At 59.7% G+C, this 22,770-nt stretch carries 20 protein-coding genes, 2 tRNA genes and 1 pseudogene; 16 read left to right on the top strand and 7 right to left on the bottom strand.

Annotated elements, in window-relative coordinates:
* Positions 1 to 8 precede the first annotated feature (8 nt).
* Positions 9 to 1,796 (bottom strand): M1 family metallopeptidase, encoded by a 1,788-nt coding sequence (locus MUN80_RS19485; RefSeq protein WP_244715443.1) that lies wholly within the window; start codon positions 1,794 to 1,796, stop codon positions 9 to 11.
* A 273-nt stretch (positions 1,797 to 2,069) separates the two neighbouring features.
* On the opposite strand from MUN80_RS19485, the gene MUN80_RS19480 reads away from it, so the two are divergent.
* The 4 genes and pseudogenes from MUN80_RS19480 to MUN80_RS19470 all read left to right on the top strand — a co-directional run bounded on the left by MUN80_RS19480 (position 2,070) and on the right by MUN80_RS19470 (position 5,650).
* Positions 2,070 to 3,833 (top strand): L,D-transpeptidase family protein, encoded by a 1,764-nt coding sequence (locus tag MUN80_RS19480; protein WP_244715441.1) that lies wholly within the window; start codon positions 2,070 to 2,072, stop codon positions 3,831 to 3,833.
* Positions 3,834 to 4,173: 340 nt separating this feature from the next.
* A pseudogene (locus MUN80_RS26230) lies at positions 4,174 to 4,341 on the top strand (helix-turn-helix transcriptional regulator); the annotation flags it as partial.
* Positions 4,342 to 4,569: 228 nt separating this feature from the next.
* Positions 4,570 to 4,770 carry a hypothetical protein gene (locus MUN80_RS19475; protein WP_244715439.1) on the top strand — a complete coding sequence of 67 codons (201 nt, stop codon included), beginning with the start codon at positions 4,570 to 4,572 and terminating at the stop codon, positions 4,768 to 4,770.
* 709 nt (positions 4,771 to 5,479) lie between these two features.
* Positions 5,480 to 5,650, top strand: a complete 171-nt coding sequence (locus MUN80_RS19470) for a hypothetical protein (RefSeq protein ID WP_244715437.1) — start codon at positions 5,480 to 5,482, stop codon at positions 5,648 to 5,650.
* A gap of 109 nt (positions 5,651 to 5,759) precedes the next feature.
* Here MUN80_RS19470 and MUN80_RS19465 read toward each other — a convergent pair whose 3' ends face one another.
* Entirely contained in the window at positions 5,760 to 6,248 is a 489-nt protein-coding gene (locus tag MUN80_RS19465) for a hypothetical protein (RefSeq protein WP_244715435.1), read from the bottom strand.
* Positions 6,249 to 6,493: 245 nt separating this feature from the next.
* Positions 6,494 to 7,948: a DEAD/DEAH box helicase gene (locus tag MUN80_RS19460; protein WP_244715433.1), complete on the bottom strand. Its 1,455-nt coding sequence runs from the start codon at positions 7,946 to 7,948 to the stop codon at positions 6,494 to 6,496.
* A 218-nt stretch (positions 7,949 to 8,166) separates the two neighbouring features.
* Between MUN80_RS19460 and MUN80_RS19455 the strand changes: the two genes are divergently transcribed.
* Positions 8,167 to 8,679 (top strand): NUDIX domain-containing protein, encoded by a 513-nt coding sequence (locus MUN80_RS19455; protein WP_244715431.1) that lies wholly within the window; start codon positions 8,167 to 8,169, stop codon positions 8,677 to 8,679.
* A 112-nt stretch (positions 8,680 to 8,791) separates the two neighbouring features.
* Here MUN80_RS19455 and MUN80_RS19450 read toward each other — a convergent pair whose 3' ends face one another.
* The gene (locus tag MUN80_RS19450; protein ID WP_244715429.1) at positions 8,792 to 9,343 is read right to left on the bottom strand and encodes a hypothetical protein; all 552 of its coding nucleotides are present in this window, start codon (positions 9,341 to 9,343) and stop codon (positions 8,792 to 8,794) included.
* A 221-nt stretch (positions 9,344 to 9,564) separates the two neighbouring features.
* On the opposite strand from MUN80_RS19450, the gene MUN80_RS19445 reads away from it, so the two are divergent.
* The 5 genes from MUN80_RS19445 (at position 9,565) to MUN80_RS19425 (ending at position 16,030) form a co-directional block, all read left to right on the top strand.
* Positions 9,565 to 9,759 carry a hypothetical protein gene (locus MUN80_RS19445; protein WP_244715427.1) on the top strand — a complete coding sequence of 65 codons (195 nt, stop codon included), beginning with the start codon at positions 9,565 to 9,567 and terminating at the stop codon, positions 9,757 to 9,759.
* Positions 9,752 to 10,630, top strand: coding sequence for a UDP-2,3-diacylglucosamine diphosphatase (locus MUN80_RS19440; protein WP_244715425.1), 879 nt, complete (start codon positions 9,752 to 9,754; stop codon positions 10,628 to 10,630). Before MUN80_RS19445 ends, MUN80_RS19440 begins: the two co-directional genes overlap by 8 nt.
* Positions 10,631 to 10,673: 43 nt before the next feature.
* Positions 10,674 to 11,684, top strand: coding sequence for a glycosyltransferase family protein (locus tag MUN80_RS19435; protein ID WP_244715423.1), 1,011 nt, complete (start codon positions 10,674 to 10,676; stop codon positions 11,682 to 11,684).
* 48 nt (positions 11,685 to 11,732) lie between these two features.
* Positions 11,733 to 13,154 carry a GH1 family beta-glucosidase gene (locus MUN80_RS19430; RefSeq protein ID WP_244715421.1) on the top strand — a complete coding sequence of 474 codons (1,422 nt, stop codon included), beginning with the start codon at positions 11,733 to 11,735 and terminating at the stop codon, positions 13,152 to 13,154.
* A 134-nt stretch (positions 13,155 to 13,288) separates the two neighbouring features.
* Entirely contained in the window at positions 13,289 to 16,030 is a 2,742-nt protein-coding gene (locus MUN80_RS19425; protein ID WP_244715419.1) for a choice-of-anchor I family protein, read from the top strand.
* Between the two features lie 169 nt (positions 16,031 to 16,199).
* Here the strand turns inward: MUN80_RS19425 and MUN80_RS19420 are convergent.
* From MUN80_RS19420 to MUN80_RS19410, 3 genes are all read right to left on the bottom strand, one after another.
* Positions 16,200 to 16,273 (bottom strand) — tRNA-Asp (locus tag MUN80_RS19420).
* 203 nt (positions 16,274 to 16,476) lie between these two features.
* Positions 16,477 to 17,034, bottom strand: a complete 558-nt coding sequence (locus tag MUN80_RS19415; protein WP_244715417.1) for a GNAT family N-acetyltransferase — start codon at positions 17,032 to 17,034, stop codon at positions 16,477 to 16,479.
* 106 nt (positions 17,035 to 17,140) lie between these two features.
* Positions 17,141 to 17,214 (bottom strand) — tRNA-Asp (locus tag MUN80_RS19410).
* Positions 17,215 to 17,491: 277 nt separating this feature from the next.
* Here MUN80_RS19410 and MUN80_RS19405 point away from each other — a divergent pair.
* The 6 genes from MUN80_RS19405 (at position 17,492) to MUN80_RS19380 (ending at position 22,755) form a co-directional block, all read left to right on the top strand.
* A complete protein-coding gene (locus MUN80_RS19405) occupies positions 17,492 to 18,439 on the top strand; it encodes an acetyl-CoA carboxylase carboxyltransferase subunit alpha (RefSeq protein WP_244674556.1) in 948 nt (315 codons plus the stop codon).
* Between the two features lie 133 nt (positions 18,440 to 18,572).
* Positions 18,573 to 19,421 (top strand): MBL fold metallo-hydrolase, encoded by an 849-nt coding sequence (locus tag MUN80_RS19400; protein ID WP_244715415.1) that lies wholly within the window; start codon positions 18,573 to 18,575, stop codon positions 19,419 to 19,421.
* A gap of 34 nt (positions 19,422 to 19,455) precedes the next feature.
* Positions 19,456 to 20,244, top strand: a complete 789-nt coding sequence (locus tag MUN80_RS19395) for a patatin-like phospholipase family protein (RefSeq protein ID WP_244715413.1) — start codon at positions 19,456 to 19,458, stop codon at positions 20,242 to 20,244.
* Between the two features lie 170 nt (positions 20,245 to 20,414).
* Positions 20,415 to 20,879 (top strand): 1-acyl-sn-glycerol-3-phosphate acyltransferase, encoded by a 465-nt coding sequence (locus MUN80_RS19390; protein ID WP_311136247.1) that lies wholly within the window; start codon positions 20,415 to 20,417, stop codon positions 20,877 to 20,879.
* Between the two features lie 89 nt (positions 20,880 to 20,968).
* Positions 20,969 to 21,487, top strand: a complete 519-nt coding sequence (locus tag MUN80_RS19385; RefSeq protein ID WP_244715409.1) for a hypothetical protein — start codon at positions 20,969 to 20,971, stop codon at positions 21,485 to 21,487.
* Positions 21,488 to 21,810: 323 nt separating this feature from the next.
* Positions 21,811 to 22,755: a helix-turn-helix domain-containing protein gene (locus tag MUN80_RS19380; RefSeq protein ID WP_244715407.1), complete on the top strand. Its 945-nt coding sequence runs from the start codon at positions 21,811 to 21,813 to the stop codon at positions 22,753 to 22,755.
* Positions 22,756 to 22,770: the final 15 nt, after the last annotated feature.

Raw genomic sequence — 22,770 nt, 5'->3', positions numbered from 1 at the left:
ACGGCAAGTTAAGTTGTTTGACCTACCATCGTATCGAAGGTACTGGTGGCAACCGAATGATAATTAGCCCGCGCCTGGGCGTAGATGCGCTGAGCCCGCGCCCGGCCGCCCGGCACGGCCAGCAGGGCTTTGTAAATCGGGACCAGAAATTTGCGCCGCCCCACCTTGGTTAAAAAGTTTTCTGTGGCTTCGTCGGCAGGAGAGTAGCCGGCGGCCAGTGCCAGCGGAAACCAGGCTGCCAGGATTTCAGCATTGCCCGACTGGGTAAACCCGAAGGCCGCGTCTAGTTCAGCCAATTGCTGTGGCGACAAACTTTTGGGTAAGCCGTGCAGGAAGTGCACCCACTCGTGGGAGCTCCACTCCGTTGTGGGCAGAGCTGCCGCCGGTGACCCTTGCTGCCATTTCTGCAACGCCGCTTCCACGGCCGCAAAACGCTCCGACGCCACCGGTGGAGCCGCCGCCGGAACGCCGGGGCCATTAATCCAGGCATCGAGCTGCAACTTGGCTTCCAGGGCCGGCTCGTTGTCGAGCAGCTCCCGGCGCAGGTAGGCCACGAAGGAAACCGTATCCATCGACTGAAAGCTGAAGCGGGCAAAGTACTCCTTAATAAAGGTGTCGAGCTTGGCGCGGCCCACCAGCTTTTCCAGGGTTAGCAGCAGGTAGTCGCCCTTCTCGTAAGCAATTTCATTGAGGCCTTCGTCGGGGTCCCGGCCGGCCAGGTCGAGGTGGAGGTGGGTGTCTTTGCTGGTTGCGCCAAGCTCTTCCACGGTATGCAGCAGGCCGGTGTGGCCCAACACCTGCAGCATATCCGAGTAAGAGCTGCCGTAGAGGCGCTCCATAATGCGGCGCTCAAAGTACACTGTAAAGCCCTCGTTCAGCCAGAAGTCATTCCATGTAGCGTTAGTCACCAGGTTGCCCGACCAGGAGTGGGCCAACTCGTGGGCCACCAAGCTGGTCAGGCTTCGGTCGCCAGCCAAAATGGTGGGTGTTACAAATGTTAAACGTGGATTTTCCATGCCGCCAAATGGGAAGCTGGGCGGCAATACCAGCAAATCGTACCGGTCCCAACGGTAAGGGCCATAAAGATCTTCGGCGGCGGCCACCATTTTTTCCAGATCTACAAACTCGTGTGTGGCGCTGGGCAGGGTGATGGGCTCGGCATAAATACCGGTGCGGGTGCTTAGGGCCTGAAACTCCACGTTACCCACGGCCAGGGCCATAAGGTAGGAAGGAATAGGTTGCTCCATTCTAAAGGAGTACTCGCCGCGTGGGTCGAGCTGCTGCGGATTCTCGGCGCTCATCAAGGCCAGCAGCTGAGCCGGTACCTGCACCCGGGCCTCGTAGGTGAAGCGCACCCCGGGCGAGTCCTGGCACGGAATCCAGGTGCGGGCCAAGATAGCCTGCGACTGGGTGAACAGAAACGGCTGCTCCCGGCCGGCCGTTTGCTCGGGCGTTAGCCACTGCAGAGCCGCTGCCCCGGGCGAGGTATGGTACTGAATGCTGACCACTGTCGTGTCGGGACGTACCGTGATGCGCAGGGGTTGACCCAGCACCGGGTCGCCGGCCCCCAGTTCGAAATCGGTGAGTGGGCCGGTGGGACCATCAAGGTGCACGGCCTCCACAATTAGAGTGCGGGCGTCGAGCCAGAGCTCGGTGGCACCGGTGTGGTTGGTGAGCTGCCAGGTGGCTTGGCCCCGCAGCGTGCGGGCCGAGAAATCAACCTGGAGGTCGAGGTGTAAGTGACGCACCTGTACCTGGGCGGGGCGGGCGTAGCTATGCGGGTCGGGAGTAAACATATCGTCAGAAGCCGAAGAAGCGGAACAGTACCTGTCCTGTACGGGAAAGGCGGCAAATATAGCCTAAACCCCGAGGGGAATTTGCGGGGCCGCTGCACAAACCAGTAGCGGCAAAACTAGTATCTTGCAGCGTGGTGCGGTTCTGCTTCCCCGACAACCCCAGGGCTCGGAAAGCAGTAAAACGCGCAGAGGGTTACGCCGCACGTTGGTCAGCTTTCTAATCGACCTGTAGCAGCGGTAGCCGACTCTGCCTCTCTCACCACACCTACCTACATGAAGCAAGTAAATCATCCGGCTTTTCTTACCGTCCTCCTGTTCTGGCTGATCAGCCTGAGCATGATGTGCACGGCATGCAGCCAGGATCAGAAAGATAAAATTAAGAGCGCCGTAACCGGCGGCCCTACCATCGCCGGTGGAGCCCAGCCCACGCTCGACAGCACCTTCGTCATCCGCTACATGACGGCTGAACCCGCCTTCAAAGATCAGCTGGAATGGGGCAAAAAGTTTTACCGGGAGCGGGACTACCGCCTCGGTTGGTTTCGCAACCACGAACTGGTACCCCAGGCCAAAACCCTGCTCAGCGTTATCAATAAGGCTGCCGACGAAGGCCTCGACCCCCGCGACTACAAGGTGAAGGACTTCGACAAGCTCTTCGCCGAGTTTGAAAAGTCTAAGTCGGACTCGACCAAGCGCAATACCTTGGAAAAGGAGATAGATGTCGCGTTATCAGGTACTTACTTTAACTGGGCTTCCGATTTTTATCGGGGAACAGTAAATCCGCGCGAGGTAAAAAGCATTGATTGGAAGGTCAAGCGCAACAAGATAAAGTTGCACAAGGCTTTGATGACTATCCTCAAGGAGCGCGAGAGTACCTACCCATACTACGAGTTTGAGCCCCTGCACCCCGAATACGACCGGCTCAAGAAAGCCCTGGCCGACTACCGCACGGTGCAGCGCAATGGTGGCTGGCCTACCTTGCCCGCTACCACCAAGATCAAGCCGGGTGATGCATCGCCGGCGGTAGCGCTGTTGCGTAAGCGCTTGCTGGGTGGCACCGCTGCGGCGGAACCTGCGGCCCCGGCTACTCCGGCGGCGAATGCAACGCCGGTGCAAAGTACGGGCAACGTAACTCCCGCAGCGGCCCCCGCCGAGAAGTACACTGGCGAACTGGTCAATGCGGTGAAGCAGTTTCAGGAATTCAACGGCCTGAAAGCAGATGGCATCGTGAGCGGCGAAACGCTCAAAGCCCTGAACATTCCTATCTCGGCTCGTATCGATCAGATCATTCTGAATATGGAGCGCTGGCGCTGGATTCCGAAGAAGTTTGAGCCCAGCTACCTGCTGGTCAATATTCCGGATTACAAGCTGCACGTCATCGAAAATAACAAGGAAGTTTTCGATATGCGCGTCATCGTGGGCAAGACCCTGAACGCTACGCCCGTGTTCAGCGACAAGATGGAATACGTAGTGTTGTCGCCCTACTGGAACGTGCCGTGGAGCATTATTGAGAAGGAGTTAAAGCCGAAGCTGATCAACAACCCCAGCTACCTGGACCGGCTCGATATGGAAGTGGTAAAAGGCTATGGCAAAAAAGCAGTAGCCGTTGACCCCGGCTCTATCGATTGGTCGAGCATCCGGCAGGAGACGTTCAAGTACACGGTCCGGCGCCGTCCTGGGCCCAAGAACGACCTGGGTGAGGTGAAGTTCATCTTCCCTAACTCGAACGATATCTACCTGCACGACACGCCCCACGACGAGCTATTTAGCCAGACCAAGCGGGGCTTCAGCCACGGTTGCGTACGAGTAGCGGAGCCGCTGAAACTAGCCGAGTACCTGTTGCGTGACAAGCCGGGCTGGGACTTGCAAACCATTCAGGATACCATTGCCAACCGCAAGGAGAAGTATGTTTCTTTGAAGGAAAAACTTCCCGTGTACCTGGTGTACTTCACGGCCTGGGTTGACGAGGCTGGAAACCTACACTTCCGCGACGACATTTATAACCACGACAAAGCTTTGGCACGGGAGTATTTCGACTAGGCAGGGCCAGGAAAATAACTATGCTACAAACAGGCTACCGGCAAGAATTGCCGGTAGCCTGTTTTCGTTTCAGCTCCTCGCTACTAGTAACCCAGCAAGTACGGCGCCCATTAATTAATACGCCCTAAGTATGGACTGATACAAACTCAATGCATTCTCTGGATAGAGTAAATTGATAGTTTACAAATGTTTTAGTTTTGTAAACTGTATGGGAGGGATAATAACACTGTATACAAAAGTAATCGCTCATTATGTTGTTTGTTTACATCTGTTTTATTGTAAAACTTGTTCTCCAGCCCATCGGTAGTTTCGTACATTTGTAAATCTAGATTGTACTTTCATGGTTGAGCGTATTCGAGCCCTGTTACAAGCCCGGCAGTTGAGCCCTACTCAATTTGCGGATGTTATCGGGGTGGCTCGACCTATTGTAAGCCATATTCTGAGTGGACGCAACAAGCCTAGCTTGGAAGTAGTGCAGAAGATCATCGGGGCCTTCCCGGATCTTTCGTTAGCCTGGCTACTGAGTGGTACTGGCCCTATGCTGCCCTCTAGTGAGCCCGAGCCCCCCGTTCTGCTCACCCCCATCAAGGAACCCGAGCGTGCTGTAGAGGCTACAGAAACAGCCGTAAAACGGGCAAGGTCTACGCCTATCCCACCGGTTGCCCCTCTTGAAGCTACTTTGCCGCCACCAGCAGCTAAAAGCCTACCCGTTGCGGAGCCTGCCCCACCTACGCCCGTGGCTGAAGCTCTGGTTGCCCCAGCGCCTGTTGCCCCCGTGGCACCGCCAATATCAACTGCTACTAAACCGACCAACGAAAACGAGCTGATGGCACCTTCAGCAGCTTCCCTGTTGGCTTTGGCAGAGCCAGGTAAGAAGATTAGGCGTATCGTCATCTTCTACCACGACGGCACCTTTGCCGACTACCAGCCGGAGTAACGCTTATTGACTATTGGGTAGCGCTAAACAGCTTGATTGTGGGCGCACTGAGTAGGTAGTACAATTTGGCAGAGTGTAAAAAGGCTCCCCTGTTTTTCCGCTATTCTCGTCATCCTCTCCGGCATTTTGGTAGTGTGTTAGCCTATTGTTGTGCTCCGGATAAGTATAGTGCGGGAGAGTTTGTGCGTGTATGTATAGCGAAGGAGATATTTGTGTGTTAACATTCTGTATTTCAGAGAATATATGAGACAAAAATAAAGTAGAAGTTAACCCGAATATGGTATTTGGCTTAGACTCGTTTTTAGAAGATTAGTCTAATTTAATAAAGATGGTTAAGAAAATGAGGTATTCGGCAATACAGCTTGCTGCTTGCTAAGAGGTTTGACAAGTGGTAGCCGTGGAAAAAGGCAATATCAGGCGACGGTTCCGGCGCTAACGGATTTAGCGAGGTAGTTCTGTTTTATTACTGAGGCCTAGAAGCTGAATTTGGGGCAGAGAAATGAATTGAAGTGGAGTCCTGCGTAGAGAATTAAGTAAATACGCCAGTTGTCAAATGTAACAAAGGTGGAGAGTGGGACACGGGATATTGCAGCAGGGCTAGCCGCGTTACATTTCTTTGCCCTAGCAAAAGCGTAGCTGCTACTCGCTGGGCAGGTAGAGATGCGTCGGAATACTTGGCTGTTTTAGAGACGGTGCTTACCTTTGGGCCATGAAAAAGTCCCGTCTGCTCTTCCTGATTGCCGCTTGCGGCTCGTTGTTCCTCGCCTCCTGCGAGCAAGCTCCTGACCCTGAGAAGGACCCCAACGCTGATGCTGCTTATAAGCGTAACCACCGGGCCGAAATGTACCGGGAAGCGCAGCGCAGCAACGTAACCCAGTAATATCTGCTTAGGGGGTACCGCTAAAGTGCCCGCCAAAAATAAAAGCCCCGCTCGACGACAGTCGGCGGGGCTTTGGCATTTCGGGTTGTGTAGCGGCCTGTCTGCTCTATTAGCTGGCGACCGGGGCGGGCAGCGGAGCCAGAGCCCCAACCAACTCCGTGGGTAGCTGGATAGTGCCCAGCAGCTGAGTTTCCAGGAGCTGCGCCCAGGTTTGCATATAGTACACCACGTCGTCGCGGTAGTTGTGGCGTAGCGCGTTGCGGCGCTCGAAAGGCATAGCCGCCCGGATGGTAGGGTCGGAAAGGCGCTCCAGATGAGTTAGATCGGAGCGGGTAAAGCCCAGAGCCAGCATTTCATCAATGGTCTGGTCGATGGGCAGGCCACTGGTGGGACAATAGTCGAGTAGCTGCCGCTCCCAGTCGCCGTAGCGCTGCATGGCGCGGGCGTGGATTTCGGCTTTGGTCAGGTGGGTAACGGTCTGGGCCAAGTGGCCGCAGTTGCAACTGCCCATGTGGCCCCACTGGTAGGGCGCTTGCGTGGCAAGGCGCTGGGCAGTGTCGCGCAGGGCCTGAATGACAGGAAATGTGCTGAGGGCCATACTAATTACGGGAATAAAGAAAGAAGGAAAAACAAGATCAAACGGCTGCGTTAATAAGCTGGAAACAGCTTTTTTTGTTTCAACCGCCGGCAGTATCCGTCGAAACCAACTTTGGTTCGATTGATAATTCTGCGCTGATACGCAGTACTCTTAGCTTATTCTCTAAACGAAACAGGCATAAAAAGAGCGTCCAAACTAGGGTTCGGACGCTCTTTTTGGAGAAAGCAAAAGTGTGTCAGCTACCGTTACCGGCTTCCGCCGCCATTGCCGCCGCGGAAACGCCGCCGCTGCCCCCCACCACTGCCGCTACCGGGAGTCCGCTCACCGGCGGGGCGGTTGGCATTAGCCGAAGAAGAGCGGCCCCCGCCCGAAGCAGCCGGCCGCGACTCGCCCCGGCCGGAGGAAGTGCCGCCGCCGGAGCGACCCGAAGCCTGGCCAGAGCCCGCCGCGCGGGGCGGGCGGGCCTCACCACCACGGCCGGGCCGGGGAGCCCGCCCCGCCGGGCCCTTGGGACGCTGAATGGCCGGGCCGCCAGTGAGCGGCACGGGCACCACGAACACGCTGAAGAACGGATGGTCGGAAACTACCGGAATTTGACGGCGAATCAGCTTCTGGATGTCCTGCAAGTAAGCCCGCTCTTCCTCGTCGCAGAAGGACAAGGCCACGCCATCAGCACCAGCCCGGCCGGTGCGGCCAATGCGGTGCACGTAGGTTTCGGGCTCGTTCGGGATTTCGTAGTTAATCACGTGCGTCAGTTCGTCCACGTCAATGCCGCGGGCGGCAATGTCGGTGGCAACCAGCACGCGGGTACTGCCGGCTTTGAAGTTCGACAAGGCCCGCTGCCGGTGGTTCTGGGACTTGTTGCCGTGAATAGCTTCGGCCGGAATGTTGGCCTTGGCCAGCGTTTTCACGACTTTATCGGCTCCGTGCTTGGTGCGGGTAAAGACGAGCACGCGCTTAATGTTCTTATCCTTGAGGATGTGCTCCAGCAGCTCGGGTTTGTCGTTTTTAGGCACCATGTACACCGACTGGGTAATCGTGTCGGCGGTGCTCGAAACGGGCGTCACGGCCACTTTTACCGGGTTCGGCTTCAGAATGGAGCCGGCCAGCTCCTGGATGGCCCCGGGCATGGTAGCCGAGAAAAACAGCGTCTGGCGGGAAGTCGGCAGCTTGGGCAGAATCCGCTTGATGTCGTTGATAAAGCCCATGTCGAGCATGCGGTCGGCCTCATCAAGCACAAATACCTCGATGTGGCGCAGATCCACGAAGCCCTGGTTCATCAGGTCGAGCAGGCGGCCGGGCGTGGCAATGAGCACTTCCACGCCGCGCTTGAGGGCATTGGTTTGGGGCAACTGGCCCACGCCGCCGAAAATAACGGTGTGGCGCAAGGGTAAGTGGCGGCCGTAGGCGGCAAAGCTTTCCCCGATCTGGATGGCCAGCTCCCGGGTAGGAGTCAGGACCATGCAGCGGATGCGGGAGTGCGACTGGTTTTGCAGCTTGGCCGTCTGGCTCAGAATCTGCAGAATGGGAACGGTAAAGGCCGCGGTTTTGCCGGTGCCGGTTTGGGCCACGCCCAGCAGGTCGCGCCCGTCGAGCACGTGCGGAATGGCTTGCTGCTGAATGGGCGTGGGGGTGGTGTAGCCTTCCTCGTGCAAGGCACGCAGGATAGGCGGAATTAGATTGAGTTCGTCGAACGTCATCAGAAAGGAAATGGAAAAGAAAAAAGGCCGCGGCACTACTTGAAACGGCCGGTGCAGCCTTTTTTCTAAAAAGCAGGCTGCGGGTAAGCGGATTAATTTGGCGGAAAAAGAAACCTTTGGCCCGGCCGAAGCCCTGGGCCGCGCCCAGCGTATAAGCCAGGCAGCACACCGGCGGTTGTACGCGCCGGCCAGTGAAAAGTCACTAACCTTACTTATTTATGAACATCACCGACCGCAAAATCCTTCACGACGGATTCTACAAACTTACGCAATTGCTGGTGCAGGACGGCGACCAGCAGCTCAAGCGGGAGCGTTTTGAGCCTGGGCAAGCCGTCGGAGCCCTGGTTTTCGACACCCAAAAGCAGCGTTACATCTTTGTCCGACAGTTTCGCGTCGGGGCCGAAGCAGAGGTGCTGGAGATTCCGGCCGGCATGCTCGATAAGGCAGGTGAGAACCCAGAAGACGCCATGCGGCGCGAAATTCAGGAAGAGCTTGGCTACGAAGTCGACCAGATAACCTTTATCCGCAACTTCTACTCTTCGCCCGGTGGCAGCGCCGAGCAGCTCTGGCTTTACTACGCCGAAGTGAGCCGGCAGACTGGCGCGGGTGGGGGCGTAGCCGACGAAAACGAGAATATCGACGTCGTTTACCTGAGCTACGACGAGCTCGTGGCCGAACCCTGGGAGGACGCCAAAACCCTGATTGCCGTGCAGTGGGCGCAGCTCCGGTAAGCCTTTTGGGTAAGCTGGAGAAAGCCGGTTTTTACTATTTATAAAAGCCGGACAACATAAGGCCGAGTGGGGTAAACCTCACTCGGCCTTATGTTTAACGACGTTCAGGTAGTTACTGAACGTTGATGATGTATTCGAAGTCCTGCTTTAGCTTGGCATCGGAAATAACCAGGGTTAAGGGCTGAGGCGTCTCCATTTTTACAAATGGAATAACCCGCTCGCTCTTGTACTGGTCCTGGTTCCAGAAGCGGCCGGTGCCGGCCGTGAGGGTCTGGGCCAGCACTTCCTTGCCGTCTTTGGTGGTAGCTTTCAGGGCCAGGGCCGAGGGGTCGGCGTTCTGGGCGCCGCGGCGGTACATGGTCACCTGCAGCTCCCCGCCCAGGGGCAGGTTTTTGAAGCGGCGCTGGTAGGTGCTGTCGGCCCAGCGGTTCATTTCACGCATGGCATTGAGGGCCGTGACCAGCTCGGCGTAGGGCCGGTAAGCCACGCGCGTCATGGAGGCATCTTTTTGGGAATCCTCGTCGGTATTTTTCGTCACGTTCTGCACCAAGGCACATTCTTCGTCCTTCTTAGGACGCATATAGCGCTTGCGCTCCGGGGTCACCATTTGGGCGGAGGCGGCAAAGGAAGAAAGCAGGGCAACGAGGAGGAAAAGCTTTTTCATCAAGAGATAAAAGGGAAATATAGGGGAGTGGGCAGACCACCATGCCACAAAGGTACGCAAGTGCGCGACACGTCCATAGGGGCTTCGTTCAACCCCGGCTGCCAAGCGACGCAACCCGCCAATCGGCAGGTCAACCAAAACGTGACCTAGTCATAACCCCAGGGTAACGCCCAGGTCACACGCGGTGGCGAGCTTTGTAGTGGGTCAAACGTTCTGATTCTATGCCTGCTCCCGTGGTTGTTCCTGTTGGCCGGCGCCTGCTGCGGTGGCTGGCTTACGCGCTGTTTCAGCTGGCCCTGGTGCTGGCCTTTGCCCTGCATTCGGTGGCCGGGCTGTCGTCAGCTTTCCGGCGCAAAAATACCGCCCTGGACACTCCCGTGCCCACTGGCCGCCTAACGCTGCCCCGCCATGCGTGAGCCCCGGCCCCGGCGGCGCAAGCTCGACGTGGTGGTCGTTTCCGACGTGCACCTGGGCACCTACGGCTGCCACGCCACTGAGCTGCTGCGCTACCTCAAAAGCGTGAAGCCCAAGGTGCTGGTGCTCAACGGTGACATCGTCGACATCTGGCAGTTCAGCAAAAACTACTGGCCCGCGTCCCACATGCGGGTGGTGCGCTACCTGGCCGGGCTGGCCGCCAAAGGCACCCATATTCACTACCTGACCGGCAACCACGACGAGTTGCTGCGCAAGTTTGCCGGCACCCGTCTGGGCAATCTGCGCATTGATAATAAGCTGGTGCTGGAGCTGCCGGCGGGCAAGGCCTGGTTTTTTCACGGCGACGTATTCGACGTGACCATGCAGCACTCGCGCTGGCTGGCCAAGCTTGGCGCCCACGGCTACGACTTTCTGATTGTGCTCAACCGGGTGGTCAATTTTCTGCTGCACAAGCTTGGTCGGCCGCGGGTAGCCTTGTCGAAGGCGGTGAAAGACCGGGTGAAGGGCGCGGTGAACCTGGTCAGTAACTTCGAGCAGACGGCCGCGGGCATTGCCGGGGAGGGCGGCTACCAGTTCGTGGTCTGCGGGCATATTCACCAGCCGGAAATAAAGGAGCTGCCCACGTCCCGCGGACCCGTAACCTACCTGAACTCGGGCGACTGGGTCGAAAACCTAACGGCCCTGGAGTACGCAGCTGATACCGGGTGGCAGCTCTACCGCTACGCCGCCGATGCGGCCATGCAGCAGCCTGCCGCCCCAGCCGACGCCCACGACCAAGCCGCCGACGCGCCCGTGGCCGAGCTGCTCAGCGACTTACTGGTGGAGTTTCAACTGCACCGCCGCCCCGAATGAGCCTGCCCCGAGCCACTTTCCTCCGGCCAATTTTCTGCTGCTAATGCCCCGAATTCTCTATGCCATCCAAGGGACCGGCAACGGCCACCTGAGCCGCGCCCTCGATATCGTGCCCCTGCTCCAGCAGCGGGCCAGCCGCGTGGATGTGCTGCTCAGCGGCCCGCCAGCCGATATTGTCCTGCCTTTTCCGGTGCGCTACCGCTGTCACGGCATGGGCTTTATCTTCGGCAAGAAAGGCGGGGTCAACTTCGTCAAAACCTTCTGGCAGCTTAATTCGGCCGCTTTTCTGCGCGAAATTCGCCAACTGCCGGTGGAAAACTACGATTTGGTTATCAGTGACTTTGAGCCCGTGTCGGCCTGGGCTTGCCAGCTGCGGCGGGTGCCCTGCGTGGCACTGAGCCACCAAAGTGCCGTGCTGAGCGAATATGCTCCACGCCCCGAGAAGGAAGACCTCATCGGCCGGGCTGTGCTGCGGCATTACGCCCCGGCCACGGCCCACTACGGCTTTCACTTCGACCAGTACGAGCCCGGCATTCACACCCCCGTTATCCGGCGGCAGGTGCGGGAGCTGGCCCCGCGCAACGACGGCCACTACACAGTGTACTTGCCCGCCTTCGATGAGGAAACCCTGGTGCGGCGCCTGCGCTACCTGAGCGGGGCCACGCGCTGGGAAGTGTTTTCCAAGCACAGCACCCAGGAGTCGGAGCACGGCAACGTGCGGGTGCGGCCCGTGAGCGGCGCGGCCTTCACCGACAGCCTGGCCCGTAGCGCCGGGGTGCTCTGCGGGGCGGGGTTTGAAACGCCGGCTGAGGCCCTGTACTTGGGCAAAAAGCTGCTGGTCATTCCCATGAAGCACCAGTACGAGCAGGCCTGCAACGCGGCGGCCCTGGCCCGGTTGGGCGTGCCGGTCGTCAAGAGCCTTAAGGACAAGCACCTGGTGGCCCTCGACGACTGGCTGCGCTCCGGCCGCCCCGTGCCGGTGCAGTATCCCGACCAAACCGAGGCCGTGCTCGACAAGCTCCTGCTGGAGCAGTTGCCGGTGCTGGTCCGCTAAGTGCCGCGGCCGGTACGGCCGGCCCGGCTTTTCCTTCGTTAGTAGCACATGCCTGAACGTGACGCGGCCCTGCCCGCCGCCTTTTTTCCGTCGACCACGCCCGTCCAGTTTTCCCGCGCCGACTTTGGCCCCGACTTCCGCTGGGGCGTGTCGGCGGCGGCTTACCAAACCGAAGGGGCCTGGAACCTGGACGGGAAAGGGCCCAGTATCTGGGACGAGTTTGTGCGCCGGCCCGGCAAAATTCGCCGCCGCGAAACGGCCAATGTGGCCTGCGACTTCTACCACCGCTGGCCCCAGGACGTAGACCTGTTGCAGGAGCTGGGAATTCCCGATTTCCGCTTTTCCGTGGCCTGGTCGCGGGTGCAGCCCCAGGGAACCGGCCCGGTCAATGCCGCCGGCCTCGATTTCTACGAGCGGCTGGTGGATGGCTGCCTGGAGCGGGGAATTACGCCCTGGCTCACGCTCTACCACTGGGATTTGCCGGCCGAGCTGCAGCGTCGTGGGGGCTGGGCTCACCGCGACGTGGTGGGCTGGTTCACCGACTACGCCCAGCACGTGGCGGCCCGCCTCGGCGACCGGGTCACGAACTGGATGGTGCTCAATGAGCCTATGGTGTTCGTCGGGGCGGGGCAGTTGCTGGGGCTGCACGCGCCGGGGCGGCGTAGTTTGGGCGGGTTTCTGGCTTCGGTGCACCACGCAACCCTGGCCCAGGCCGAAGGCGGCCGGGCCTTGCGCGCCGCGTTGCCGGCCGGGGCCCAGATTGGTACTACCTTTTCCTGTTCGTATCTGACGCCCTGGCGGCCGGAGTCGGGGCGGGACGCGCGGGCCCTGCGCCGCGCCGACGCGCTGTTGAACCGCCTGTTCGTAGAGCCGGCCCTGGGCCTGGGCTACCCCAGCGCCGACTTGCCCGTGCTCCGCTGGCTGGACCGCTACATCCGCCCCGGCGACGAGGCCCGGCTGCCCTTCGCCTTCGACTTTCTGGGCGTGCAGAACTACACCCGGGAGGTTGTGCGCTTTTCGCCCTACGTGCCCCTGGCCTGGGCCACGCTGGTAGGCGCCAAGCTGCGGGGCGTGCCTTATACCCAAATGGGGTGGGAGGTGTATCCTGAAAGCCTTTACCACATGCTCCGGCAGTTTGCCGCTTATCCTAATGCTCCCCGGCTGATTGTTACCGAAAACGGCGCGGCCTTTCCCGACCCGACCCCGCAACTAGGTTGCCTGGCTGACCCCGAGCGGCAGGCGTTTCTGCAGGCCTGCATCGGGCAGGTGTTGCGGGCCAAGCGCGAAGGAATAGCTGTGGACGGGTATTTTGCCTGGTCCTTTACCGATAATTTCGAGTGGGCCGAAGGCTACGAGCCCCGCTTCGGCCTGGTCAGCGTCGACTTCGAAAGCCAGCAGCGCACCGTCAAGGATTCGGGCCGCTGGTACCAGCAGTTTCTGGCCGGGAAGGCAGCAGCAGGAGCAGTATAAAGGCGAATCCCGGGTATAAACATTTGGGTAAAAGCGGTTGAATAAGCCTGTTCACAATTCGGTAATTGACTCATAAACATGCCGTAACAGACTGCCGGTAGCTTTGATGCATTCAACCACCAAGTTCCTGTTTGATGCCATCAAAACTCTACGCTCTGGGCGCTACCGCGCTAAGCTTACTTGCCCTTTCGCGGCCCGCGGCCCAGGCCCAAACCCTGCGCCAGGGGTTCGAAGCCAGTGCCGCCGACACCTGGACTTTCACCCCAACCCCGGCCACCTACAGCTTCCCCAGCCTGACCGATACCTGGGCCGCCGTACCCAGCATCGGCACAACCAGTGGCACGGCTAGCGTGCAGGCCCTGCCCGCCGCCGGGGCTACGCTCTGGGGCATGCAGGACTTGCAAAATCCGGCCACCAACGACGTGCTGATTTGGCACTACCTGGATTTTGCTCCGGTGCAGCTGCAAACCGGAACGGGCGCGGCAAATACAGTCAGCTTTAAATACTTCACCAACGCCTTCGACGGCCCGGATTCCCTGGCCTACGTGGTGCAGTACGACAACGGCACGACCTGGCCGGCCACCAAAACCTACGTGCAGCTCAGCAAGGACACCCGGTCCTACCAAACCGTAACCGTATCTATTCCGGCCGGTAGCACCCACGTGCGCCTGCGCCTGGCCGCCAAGCAGAACGGCAACGACGACTGGGCCGCCTGGGATGAGGTAGAACTGACCCGCTCAGCCGTGGCCATCACGCCCACCATCCGCCTGGCTGCCAGCTCAGCCGTGGTCAACGAAAACGCCGGCACTATTACCCTTCCGGTCAGCATTCAGAACCCCGGCACGACGGCTAGCACTGTAGAAGTGGCCCTGCAGCCCGGCCTGGGCACTGCCACGGTTGGTACCGATTTTACCTATGCTAGCCCCCGCACCCTCACGTTTCCGGCCGGCAGCACCGCCGACCAAAGCCTGGTGATTCCGCTGACCGATGATGCCCTGGCTGAGGGAGCAGAGTATTTCAGTTTGAAGCTGCAAAACCCCACCAATGCCACGCTGGCCGCCGGGGCCAGTGAGTTCCTGGTCTATATCAAGGACAATGACGGGGTGGCTCCAACCCAGACCAAGGGCTTTACGCTGCGTCACCTGGGCAGCTACCAGAATGGCGCTTCCGGTACCAACTCGGCCGAAATCGTGGCCCACGACCCTACTACCCAGCGCCTGTACGTGGCCAACTCGGTAGGGGGCAAGCTCGACATTCTGAGTCTGGCCGGCAACGGAGCACTTACGCCGGTTTCGTCAGTAAACATTCTGCCTTATGGCAACATCAACTCCGTGGCCGTGCGCAATGGTGTGGTGGCCTGTGCCGTCGAAAACACCAACCCGCAGCAAAACGGCAGTGTGGTATTCTTCGACCAGAACGGCACGTTTCTCAAGCAGGTAGCAGTAGGGGCCCTGCCCGACATGATTACCTTCTCGCCCGACGGCCGTCTGCTGCTGACGGCCAACGAAGGCGAGCCAAAGTCGGACTACAGCACTGATCCGGAAGGCTCGGTTTCGGTTATCGACTTCAGCGGGGGAGTGGCCGGCCTAACCCAGGCCAGCGTGACGACGGTAGGCTTTACCAACTATAACGGCCAGGCTGCCCAGCTCCGCGCCGACGGCATCCGCCTCTACGGCGGCACGGCTACTACGCCCAGCACCGTGGCCCAGGACCTGGAGCCCGAATACGTAGCCGTATCGGCCGACTCGCGCACGGCCTATATTACGCTGCAGGAAAATAACGCCCTGGCCACGCTCGACCTGACGACCAAGCAATTCACCAGCGTACGGGCCCTGGGCTACCAGGACCACAGCCAGCCCGGCTTTGCCCTCGATGCTTCCGACCAGACGCCCGACGTGCTGCTGGCCAACTGGCCCATCCGCGGCATGCGCCAGCCCGACGCCCTGGCCACGTTTGAAGTAGCTGGTCAGCGCTACCTGCTCACGGCCAACGAAGGCGACGCCCGCGAATACTCGGCCCTGACCGAAGCCGTGCGCCTTGGCGACGCGGCCTACCCGCTCGATGCTACGGCCTTTCCTCAGGCGGCCCTGCTCAAGAACACCCAGGCGTTGGGCCGCCTGAACGTAACCAACAAGCTCGGCGACACCGACGGAGACGGCGACTTCGACCAGATTTACGCCTTCGGGGGCCGCTCCTTTAGCATTCTGAATGCCACCACCGGCGCCCTGGTCCACGATAGTGGCGACTTTCTGGAACGCCTCACCAGCACCGATGCCACCTTTGGCAGCATTTTCAACGCCAGCAACAGCACGGGCGTACCTGTCCGGAAAAACCGCTCCGACGACAAAGGCCCCGAGCCGGAAGGCGTCACCACGGCCGTCCTGCGCGACACGGTGTATGCCTTTGTGTCCCTGGAGCGCATCGGCGGCGTGGCCGTATTCAACGTAAACGACCCGGCCCAGCCGCGGCTGGTAGAGTACATCAACAACCGCAGCACCACCGCCGGCACCGGCGACCAGGGCCCCGAGGGCATCGTATTCGTTTCGGCCGCCAACAGCCCGACCCGGCAGCCGCTGGTGATTCTGGCCAATGAGGTCAGCAGCACGGTGGCCGTGTACGGGGTACAGCTGCGTGGCATCGTTACGGCCACTACGCCGGCCCAGGCCGCGGCCCAGCCATTGCTGGTCTACCCCAACCCGACGACGGGTGGTGTGGTGCAGTTCAGCCGCCCCGTCACCGGCACGCTCTCCGACGTACTCGGGCGGCCAGTGCGGGAGCTGCGGCAGGCCTCGCAGGTCGAAACCAAGGGGCTCACGCCCGGCCTGTACGTGGTGCGGGCCCAGGATGGAGCCACCACCAAGCTGGTGCTACGCTAAGAGCTGGCACTAGCTAAAAAGTCGGGCCCCGGTTCACTACGAACCGGGGCCCGACTTTTTATATTTAGATCAGGTGAGCAATATCAACTTACTGAAGCGCGGGCGAACCTACTAAAAGCGAAAGGCATAAAAAGCAAAAGGCCCTCCAGACGAATCTGAAGGGCCTTTGCGGTCCGGACGGGACTCGAACCCGCGACCTCCGCCGTGACAGGGCGGCATTCTAACCAACTGAACTACCGAACCATTTTCTCCTTCGGAAGCCAACTGCGTTCCGTTGAAGTGATGCAAAAGTAGAGGCTCAGTTTAGATTACACAACCCTGGGGCAATGTTTTTGCCGAAAAAAGCTGCGTGACGAGGCTTTGTAGCTGGTTTTAAGCGACATTAATTTTTGGACGGCTAGTCCTTTTCAAGCCAGCAGGAGCAGACTGGCGTCTGGGGTAGGGGCCTAGCGGCGCCGTTCCAGCAGCACAATAGGGGCGTCGTGGTAGGTAGTGCGGGCAAATTCCCGGAAGCCAAACTTATCGGCCAGCCGCAAAGAGGCCACGTTGTCGGGGTCGATGATGCAGGTGATACGGTCGGCGGCCAGATGCGCCTCTGCCCAGCCAAAGGCCGCCTGCAGAGCCTGGCTGGCAAAGCCGCGGCCGTGCACGCTCGGCGTTAGCACCCAGCCGGCTTCTGGCGCGCCGCTGATGGAAGGAGTTAGGTCGCGCTGAAAATCGAAGAAGCCGACGGTGCCGATGTAGCGGCCGGTAGCTTTTTCCTCAATAGCCCAGGAGCCATAGCCAAGCATGGCCCAGTGCCCAAGCTGGCCCAGCAGGCGGCGCCACACGTCTTCCTGAGACTGGGGCTTATTGCCCAGGAAACGATAAAAATCCGGGTCGGTATGCATGGCCGCGGCGTCGGGTAAGTCGCTGAGGCGAGGGCCGCGCAGGAGCAAGTCGGGCGTTTCGAGCAGCGGGACTACGGGGGCCGGGGTTGCCAGCAGGCTTAGGGGAGACTTCATGGCGGCAAAGTAGCAAATGCGGCGGGCATTGGCTGATGCTACAGGGTTTGCAGACGGGAGGGCTAAAAACGAAAAAGGCTCCTAGCGTGATGCTAAGAGCCTTTTGCGGTCCGGACGGGACTCGAACCCGCGACCTCCGCCGTGACAGGGCGGCATTCTAACCAACTGAACTACCGAACCATTTTCTTCCCGGAAGCCAGCTGCGTTCCGTTGAAGTGGTGCAAAAGTAGAGGCTCCGTTTAGATTACACAACCCTAGCGCGGCTTTTTCTGCAAATAAATTGCTGCGGCCGAGCTTTCTGGCTGTTTTTCAGCGACATTATTTTTTCAAAAAATCATTCCCGGCCCCAGGCGGCACGTATGGAGGCGTTTCGCTTACCTTTGCTTTTCTCTGGGGCTGCTTCGGGCAACCTCAACCCAGTTCCATTTCTGCCACCCCTGACGCATTCACCCCGGCGATGCTCCTCGATTTCGAACAACCCATTGCTGCCCTCGAAGGCAAGCTCCGCGAAATGCAACAACTGGCTCTCGACAGCCAGGTTGATGTATCGGAAGCCGTAACGGCCCTGGAAGCTAAAATCAAGGCTCTTAAGAAGGAAACCTATACCAACCTCACCCGCTGGCAGCGGGTGCAGCTCTCGCGCCACCCCGACCGGCCCTACACCTTCGACTATATCGAGGGCATGACCTCCAAATTTGTGGAGCTGCACGGCGACCGGACCGTGGGCGACGATAAGGCCATGGTCGGTGGGTTTGCCGACCTGAACGGCCGCTCGGTGATGTTCATTGGTCAGCAAAAAGGTCGTAACACCAAGGAGCGGCAGTACCGCAACTTCGGTATGGCCAACCCCGAGGGCTACCGCAAGGCCCTGCGCCTGATGAAGCTGGCCGAGAAGTTCAATAAGCCCATCGTCACCCTGATTGACACGATGGGCGCTTTCCCGGGCCAGGAAGCCGAGGAACGGGGGCAGGGCGAGGCCATTGCCCGCAACCTGAAGGAAATGTTCATGCTCAAGGTGCCCGTCATCTGCGTCGTTATCGGCGAAGGCGCTTCGGGCGGGGCCCTGGGCATCGGTATCGGCGACCGGGTACTGATGCTGGAAAACACCTGGTACTCGGTTATTTCGCCCGAGTCGTGCTCCAGCATCCTGTGGCGCTCCTGGGACTACAAGGAGCAGGCGGCCCAGGCCCTCAAGCTCACCGCTACCGACATGCTGGCCGCCAAGCTGGTGGACGGCATCGTGAAGGAGCCCCTGGGTGGTGCTCACACGGCCCCGGCCAAGATGATTGACACCCTGAAGAAAACCCTGATCAAAGCCCTGGATGAGCTCGAAGCCGTACCCGCCGAGGAGCGTATCAGCCAGCGGATTGATAAGTTTTCGGCCATGGGCGTGGTTATCGAATAACGCGCTGCCGCCACACAACTTAACGGCGTAAGGAAGACGTCATGCTGGGTTCTGCGGAGCCGGGCATGACGTTTTTTTTATTCCTTGCTACCTTTCCGCCGATTCCCTGACTCCCACCTAACCTCCTTTCCCAATGACGGTTCATACCCTCGATACCGGCCTGTTCAAGCTCGATGGCGGCGCTATGTTTGGCGTAGTACCCAAATCCATGTGGCAGAAGCTCAACCCACCCGACGCCAACAACATGTGTACCTGGGCCATGCGCTGTTTGCTCATCGAGGACGGCAACCGCCTGCTGCTGGTCGACAACGGCATTGGTGACAAGCAGGACGAGAAGTTCCGGGGCCATTTCTACCTGCACGGCGACGATACCCTGGAAAAGTCGCTGCGGCAGCGGGGCTTCACTTCGGCCGACATTACCGACGTATTTCTGACCCACCTGCACTTCGACCACTGCGGCGGCTCGGTGGTGCGCTCCGCCGACGGCAAGCTGGATCCGGCCTTCCCCAACGCGACGTACTGGAGCAACGAGGCCCACTGGGACTGGGCCGTGCAGCCCAACCCCCGGGAAAAAGCCAGCTTCCTGAAGGAAAACATCCTGCCCATCCAGGAGAGCGGCCATCTGCGCTTTGTAGACCCCGCTGTGGGCGTGCCGGCTGAATTGTCACAGCTGCGGGAAATTGTGTTTGCCGACGGCCATACCGAGAAGATGATGGTGCCCCTGGTGGACTACAAAGGTCGGAAACTGGCGTTTATGGCCGATTTGCTGCCTTCTACGGGGCACATTCCGCTGCCCTACGTGATGAGCTACGATATGCGCCCCCTGGTGACGATGACCGAGAAGGAAGCCGTGCTGCGCCGGGCCGCCGACGAAAACTGGGTGCTGCTGCTGGAGCATGACCCTACGGTGCCTTGCTGCACGGTGCAGCACACCGAAAAAGGTGTGCGCCTGGCCGAAACCTTCCGCCTCGAAGACCTGTAGGCTGACTCGGACGTAACTACTTAACCCTGCCCTTATGCGCAAGCTCGGATTGGCCTTGTCGGGAGGCGCCGCGCGCGGAATTGCCCATTTGGGCGTGCTCCAGGCTTTGGATGAGCTGGAATTACCCATCGGCCACATTGCCGGCGTCAGCTCCGGGGCCATTGCCGGGGCTTTCTACGCGGCGGGCTTTCCGCCCCGGCAGATTTACCAACTCCTGACCGACACCCGCTTCGTGCGCCTGCTGCGGCCCTCGTTTCGCCTGGGCCTGGTGCGCCTCGACTTGGTCGAAAAGCTCTACCAGCACTATTTGGGTGCCGCCCCGACTTTTGCCGAGCTCAAAGTGCCGCTCACGCTGGTAGCCACCGACTTAACGGCGGGCCAGACGGTATATTTTCAGGATGGACCGCTGATTCCGCCTTTGCTGGGGGCCGCGGCCGTGCCCATTGTGTGCCGGCCGGTGGAGTGGCAGGGGCAGGTATTGGTGGATGGAGGCGTGATGAACAACTTGCCCGTGGAGCCGTTGCTGCTGCAAAGCAATCTGGCCGTAGTGGGTGTGCACTGCAACCCGATGAGCCCCGAGGCGCCTTTGACGACCCTGCGGGAAGTAGGGGAGCGGACAGCGTATTTGGCTATTTCCATGAATGTGCAGCCCCGCCTGGCCCAGTGTGCCATCGTGCTGGAGCCGCCTGCGTTGCAGCAGTACCGCGTGACGGATTTGCGGCGGGCCAGTGAAATATTCAACATTGGCTATGCCTACACCATGACCCAGGCCGAAGCCCTACGCCAGTGCTTAGCCGAGGATTTCCCCGCGGGGCAGGATTGAAATTTCTTTAGTTTTGGCTTCTGATTACTGCCATTTTAGTGGTAGCCACACCTCTTTGCATGGAAAAAGCACGAAAGACTTCTACGTTCTGGTATCAATTCTCCCGTTTCTGGTTTTGGATAACGGGTTGGCGTTTAGGTCCTCAGGTGCCGCCCGGTATTCCCAAAAGCATGATGATTGCCGCGCCCCACACCAGCAACTGGGACTTCATGTTTGCCCGCGCTGCCTTTTACCTGATGGACGTGGACGTGCGCTTTACGGTGAAAAAATCCTGGGTGGATATTCCCGTGCTGGGCAAGCTGATGCTGGCTTTGGGCGCGCTGCCCGTCGACCGGCAGAAAAATAACAGCCTTGTTGACGGCATGGTGCAGCTTTTCAACGAGCGGGAGGAACTGGTCATTCTCATCACCCCCGAAGGCACGCGCGCCTACCAGCCCCGCTGGAAAAAAGGCTTCTACTTCGCTGCCATGGGTGCCAATGTGCCGATTCTGCTCGGCTACCTCGACTATAAGAATAAGGAAGCCGGCGTGGGCCCTGCCTTCTGGCCCACCGGCGACTATGAAAAGGACCTGGAGGATATCAAGGCATTTTACCGCACCAAAACCGGCCGTTTCCCCGAAAAAGGGGTGCGGTAGCCACGTCCTGACGCAATAGTTGCTAGAAATTGAAAAGGTACGTCCCAAAAAGGCGTACCTTTTCTGCGTTACCGGGGCTGACTTTTGCTATGGAAAAACTCAAAGTACTGCTGCTGATTCTGGGTGGGCTTGTTGTCTTCGTGTGGCGCATGGTGCAGAAAATGCGCGAAACAGCCCGGCGCGAGCAGCAGGAGCGGCCCTCGGTCCGCCGGGCTCCGCTGCCAGGCTCCTCCTTTGACGAACTGCTCAAGCAGATGCAGCAGCAGAACCAGCGCGGCAACCCTAGTGTGCCTGCCCCGACGACGCCCGCGGGCCGACGCCTGCCGCAGGAAGCAGCAGCCCCCAAGGCCCGCACCCTGGAACAGCCCGCGCGCAAGGCCCAGTCGCAGGAGCGCCGCGCGACGAATACGTCCCTGGAAAAAACGGTGGCTCCCGCCCGCCGCAATACCGGCATGGACCACCCAGCCGCCGACAACCCGCTACGCCGCCCCCGGCCCACCGCTCCGGCTCCCGTGGCCCGGCGCGTCATCACCGACCGGCTCCGCACCCCCACCGATTTGCGGGAGGCCTTCATTCTGAGCGAAATCCTGAAACGCAAGTTCGAGTAGGGAGTGGTCTTCGCTTAGCTCAATCTATGGCGCTATTGGCTCGTGAAGTCCCTTAATCTGTTATTGGAGCAGGAGGCGCAGCGCCAGGTGGCCTACCAGCGCGTGTGCTAGCAGGCAGCCGCACAGCCGCAGCGGCGGGTAAGTATATAAAGAGTAACCTTGCGTAACCCACCGTTTGCGTGAACGCCGATGCAGTAGAGGCCTACTGCTCGAGAAACTGCTTGCCGCCGAAGATGCAGCAGGACGTCACTCTCAGCAATACCAGCCATTTGGCCTCCTGCAGGAGCTGTTGTAGCTTTGAATCCTACAATTGGTTTGTTCCCATGACTACTACCGCGCTTCATACGCTCTACCAGGAGTTAGCTCCCTGTACCAGCCTCGATTTGAACACGCTGCTACCCGGCGGCATTCAGCGCGAAGTCGGCCATTTTAATGTGTTTGACATCGCCGACCTCTGGGAGCCTACCCAAATGCGCCCCGCCACCCCTTACACGTGCCGCTCATTCTACAAAATCAGCCTTTTGCGCAGCCGTAGCCGCGCCGAGTACGCCCAACAAGCTATTACCATTGAGCCCGATGCCCTGGTGTTTTCGACGCCCAAAGTATCGTTTGAGTGGTGGCCAGCCGAGCCGCAGCAAGGACAGTTTTGCCTGTTCACGGCCGAGTTTCTGCTGCCTGTGCTGGGGGGGCGCACCCCCGACGAGCTGCCCCTGTTCCGGGCTGACGGCTACCCCGTATTTCAGCTAACACCCGCCGAATCGGCGCGGGCAACGGCCATTTTTAGCCAGATGCAGGAGGAACTGGCCTCTGACTACGCCCACAAGTACGACCTGCTGCGGGCCTACGTGCTGGAATTGTTACACCTAGGCCAGAAGCGGCAGCCCGCCACTGCGCTGCACCCCGCCCACTCGGCGGCGGCTCGGCTGAGCTCGCGCTTTGTGGAGCTGCTGGAGCAGCAGTTTCCCCTGACTACGGCCCAGCAACGGGTTCCGCTGCGCACGGCTAAGGACTTTGCCGATTACCTGGCCGTGCACGTCAACCACCTCAACAAAGTGCTTAAGGACAGCACCGGCCGCACCACTACCGACCTCATCGGCGGGCGACTGGTGCAGGAAGCCAAGGTACTGCTCCAACAATCTGACTGGACGCTGTGGGAAATTGCCGACAGCCTGGGCTTCGTCGATGTAGCCCACTTTTCCCACTTCTTCCGCCGCTACGCCGCCATGAGTCCCGGTGCATTTCGGGCTCTGAAAATGGCGTTGGATTGATTTCTACAAAAAACT

Origin of the sequence: Hymenobacter cellulosivorans (assembly GCF_022919135.1) — a bacterium.
In the GTDB taxonomy this organism is placed as follows: domain Bacteria; phylum Bacteroidota; class Bacteroidia; order Cytophagales; family Hymenobacteraceae; genus Hymenobacter; species Hymenobacter cellulosivorans.
Note: the sequence above shows the minus strand (reverse complement) of the source record. Positions and strands in the feature narration are given on the sequence as shown.

Excerpts from the sequence above, each read along its gene's own strand:
- MUN80_RS19485 (WP_244715443.1), bottom strand. The coding sequence starts at position 1,796 with ATGTTTACTCCCGACCCGCATAGCTACGCCCGCCCCGCCCAGGTACAG.
- MUN80_RS19480 (WP_244715441.1), top strand. The coding sequence starts at position 2,070 with ATGAAGCAAGTAAATCATCCGGCTTTTCTTACCGTCCTCCTGTTCTGG.
- MUN80_RS19470 (WP_244715437.1), top strand. The coding sequence starts at position 5,480 with ATGAAAAAGTCCCGTCTGCTCTTCCTGATTGCCGCTTGCGGCTCGTTG.
- MUN80_RS19465 (WP_244715435.1), bottom strand. The coding sequence starts at position 6,248 with ATGGCCCTCAGCACATTTCCTGTCATTCAGGCCCTGCGCGACACTGCC.
- MUN80_RS19460 (WP_244715433.1), bottom strand. The coding sequence starts at position 7,948 with ATGACGTTCGACGAACTCAATCTAATTCCGCCTATCCTGCGTGCCTTG.
- MUN80_RS19455 (WP_244715431.1), top strand. The coding sequence starts at position 8,167 with ATGAACATCACCGACCGCAAAATCCTTCACGACGGATTCTACAAACTT.
- MUN80_RS19450 (WP_244715429.1), bottom strand. The coding sequence starts at position 9,343 with ATGAAAAAGCTTTTCCTCCTCGTTGCCCTGCTTTCTTCCTTTGCCGCC.
- MUN80_RS19445 (WP_244715427.1), top strand. The coding sequence starts at position 9,565 with ATGCCTGCTCCCGTGGTTGTTCCTGTTGGCCGGCGCCTGCTGCGGTGG.
- MUN80_RS19440 (WP_244715425.1), top strand. The coding sequence starts at position 9,752 with ATGCGTGAGCCCCGGCCCCGGCGGCGCAAGCTCGACGTGGTGGTCGTT.
- MUN80_RS19435 (WP_244715423.1), top strand. The coding sequence starts at position 10,674 with ATGCCCCGAATTCTCTATGCCATCCAAGGGACCGGCAACGGCCACCTG.
- MUN80_RS19430 (WP_244715421.1), top strand. The coding sequence starts at position 11,733 with ATGCCTGAACGTGACGCGGCCCTGCCCGCCGCCTTTTTTCCGTCGACC.
- MUN80_RS19425 (WP_244715419.1), top strand. The coding sequence starts at position 13,289 with ATGCCATCAAAACTCTACGCTCTGGGCGCTACCGCGCTAAGCTTACTT.
- MUN80_RS19415 (WP_244715417.1), bottom strand. The coding sequence starts at position 17,034 with ATGAAGTCTCCCCTAAGCCTGCTGGCAACCCCGGCCCCCGTAGTCCCG.
- MUN80_RS19405 (WP_244674556.1), top strand. The coding sequence starts at position 17,492 with ATGCTCCTCGATTTCGAACAACCCATTGCTGCCCTCGAAGGCAAGCTC.
- MUN80_RS19400 (WP_244715415.1), top strand. The coding sequence starts at position 18,573 with ATGACGGTTCATACCCTCGATACCGGCCTGTTCAAGCTCGATGGCGGC.
- MUN80_RS19395 (WP_244715413.1), top strand. The coding sequence starts at position 19,456 with ATGCGCAAGCTCGGATTGGCCTTGTCGGGAGGCGCCGCGCGCGGAATT.
- MUN80_RS19390 (WP_311136247.1), top strand. The coding sequence starts at position 20,415 with ATGATGATTGCCGCGCCCCACACCAGCAACTGGGACTTCATGTTTGCC.
- MUN80_RS19385 (WP_244715409.1), top strand. The coding sequence starts at position 20,969 with ATGGAAAAACTCAAAGTACTGCTGCTGATTCTGGGTGGGCTTGTTGTC.
- MUN80_RS19380 (WP_244715407.1), top strand. The coding sequence starts at position 21,811 with ATGACTACTACCGCGCTTCATACGCTCTACCAGGAGTTAGCTCCCTGT.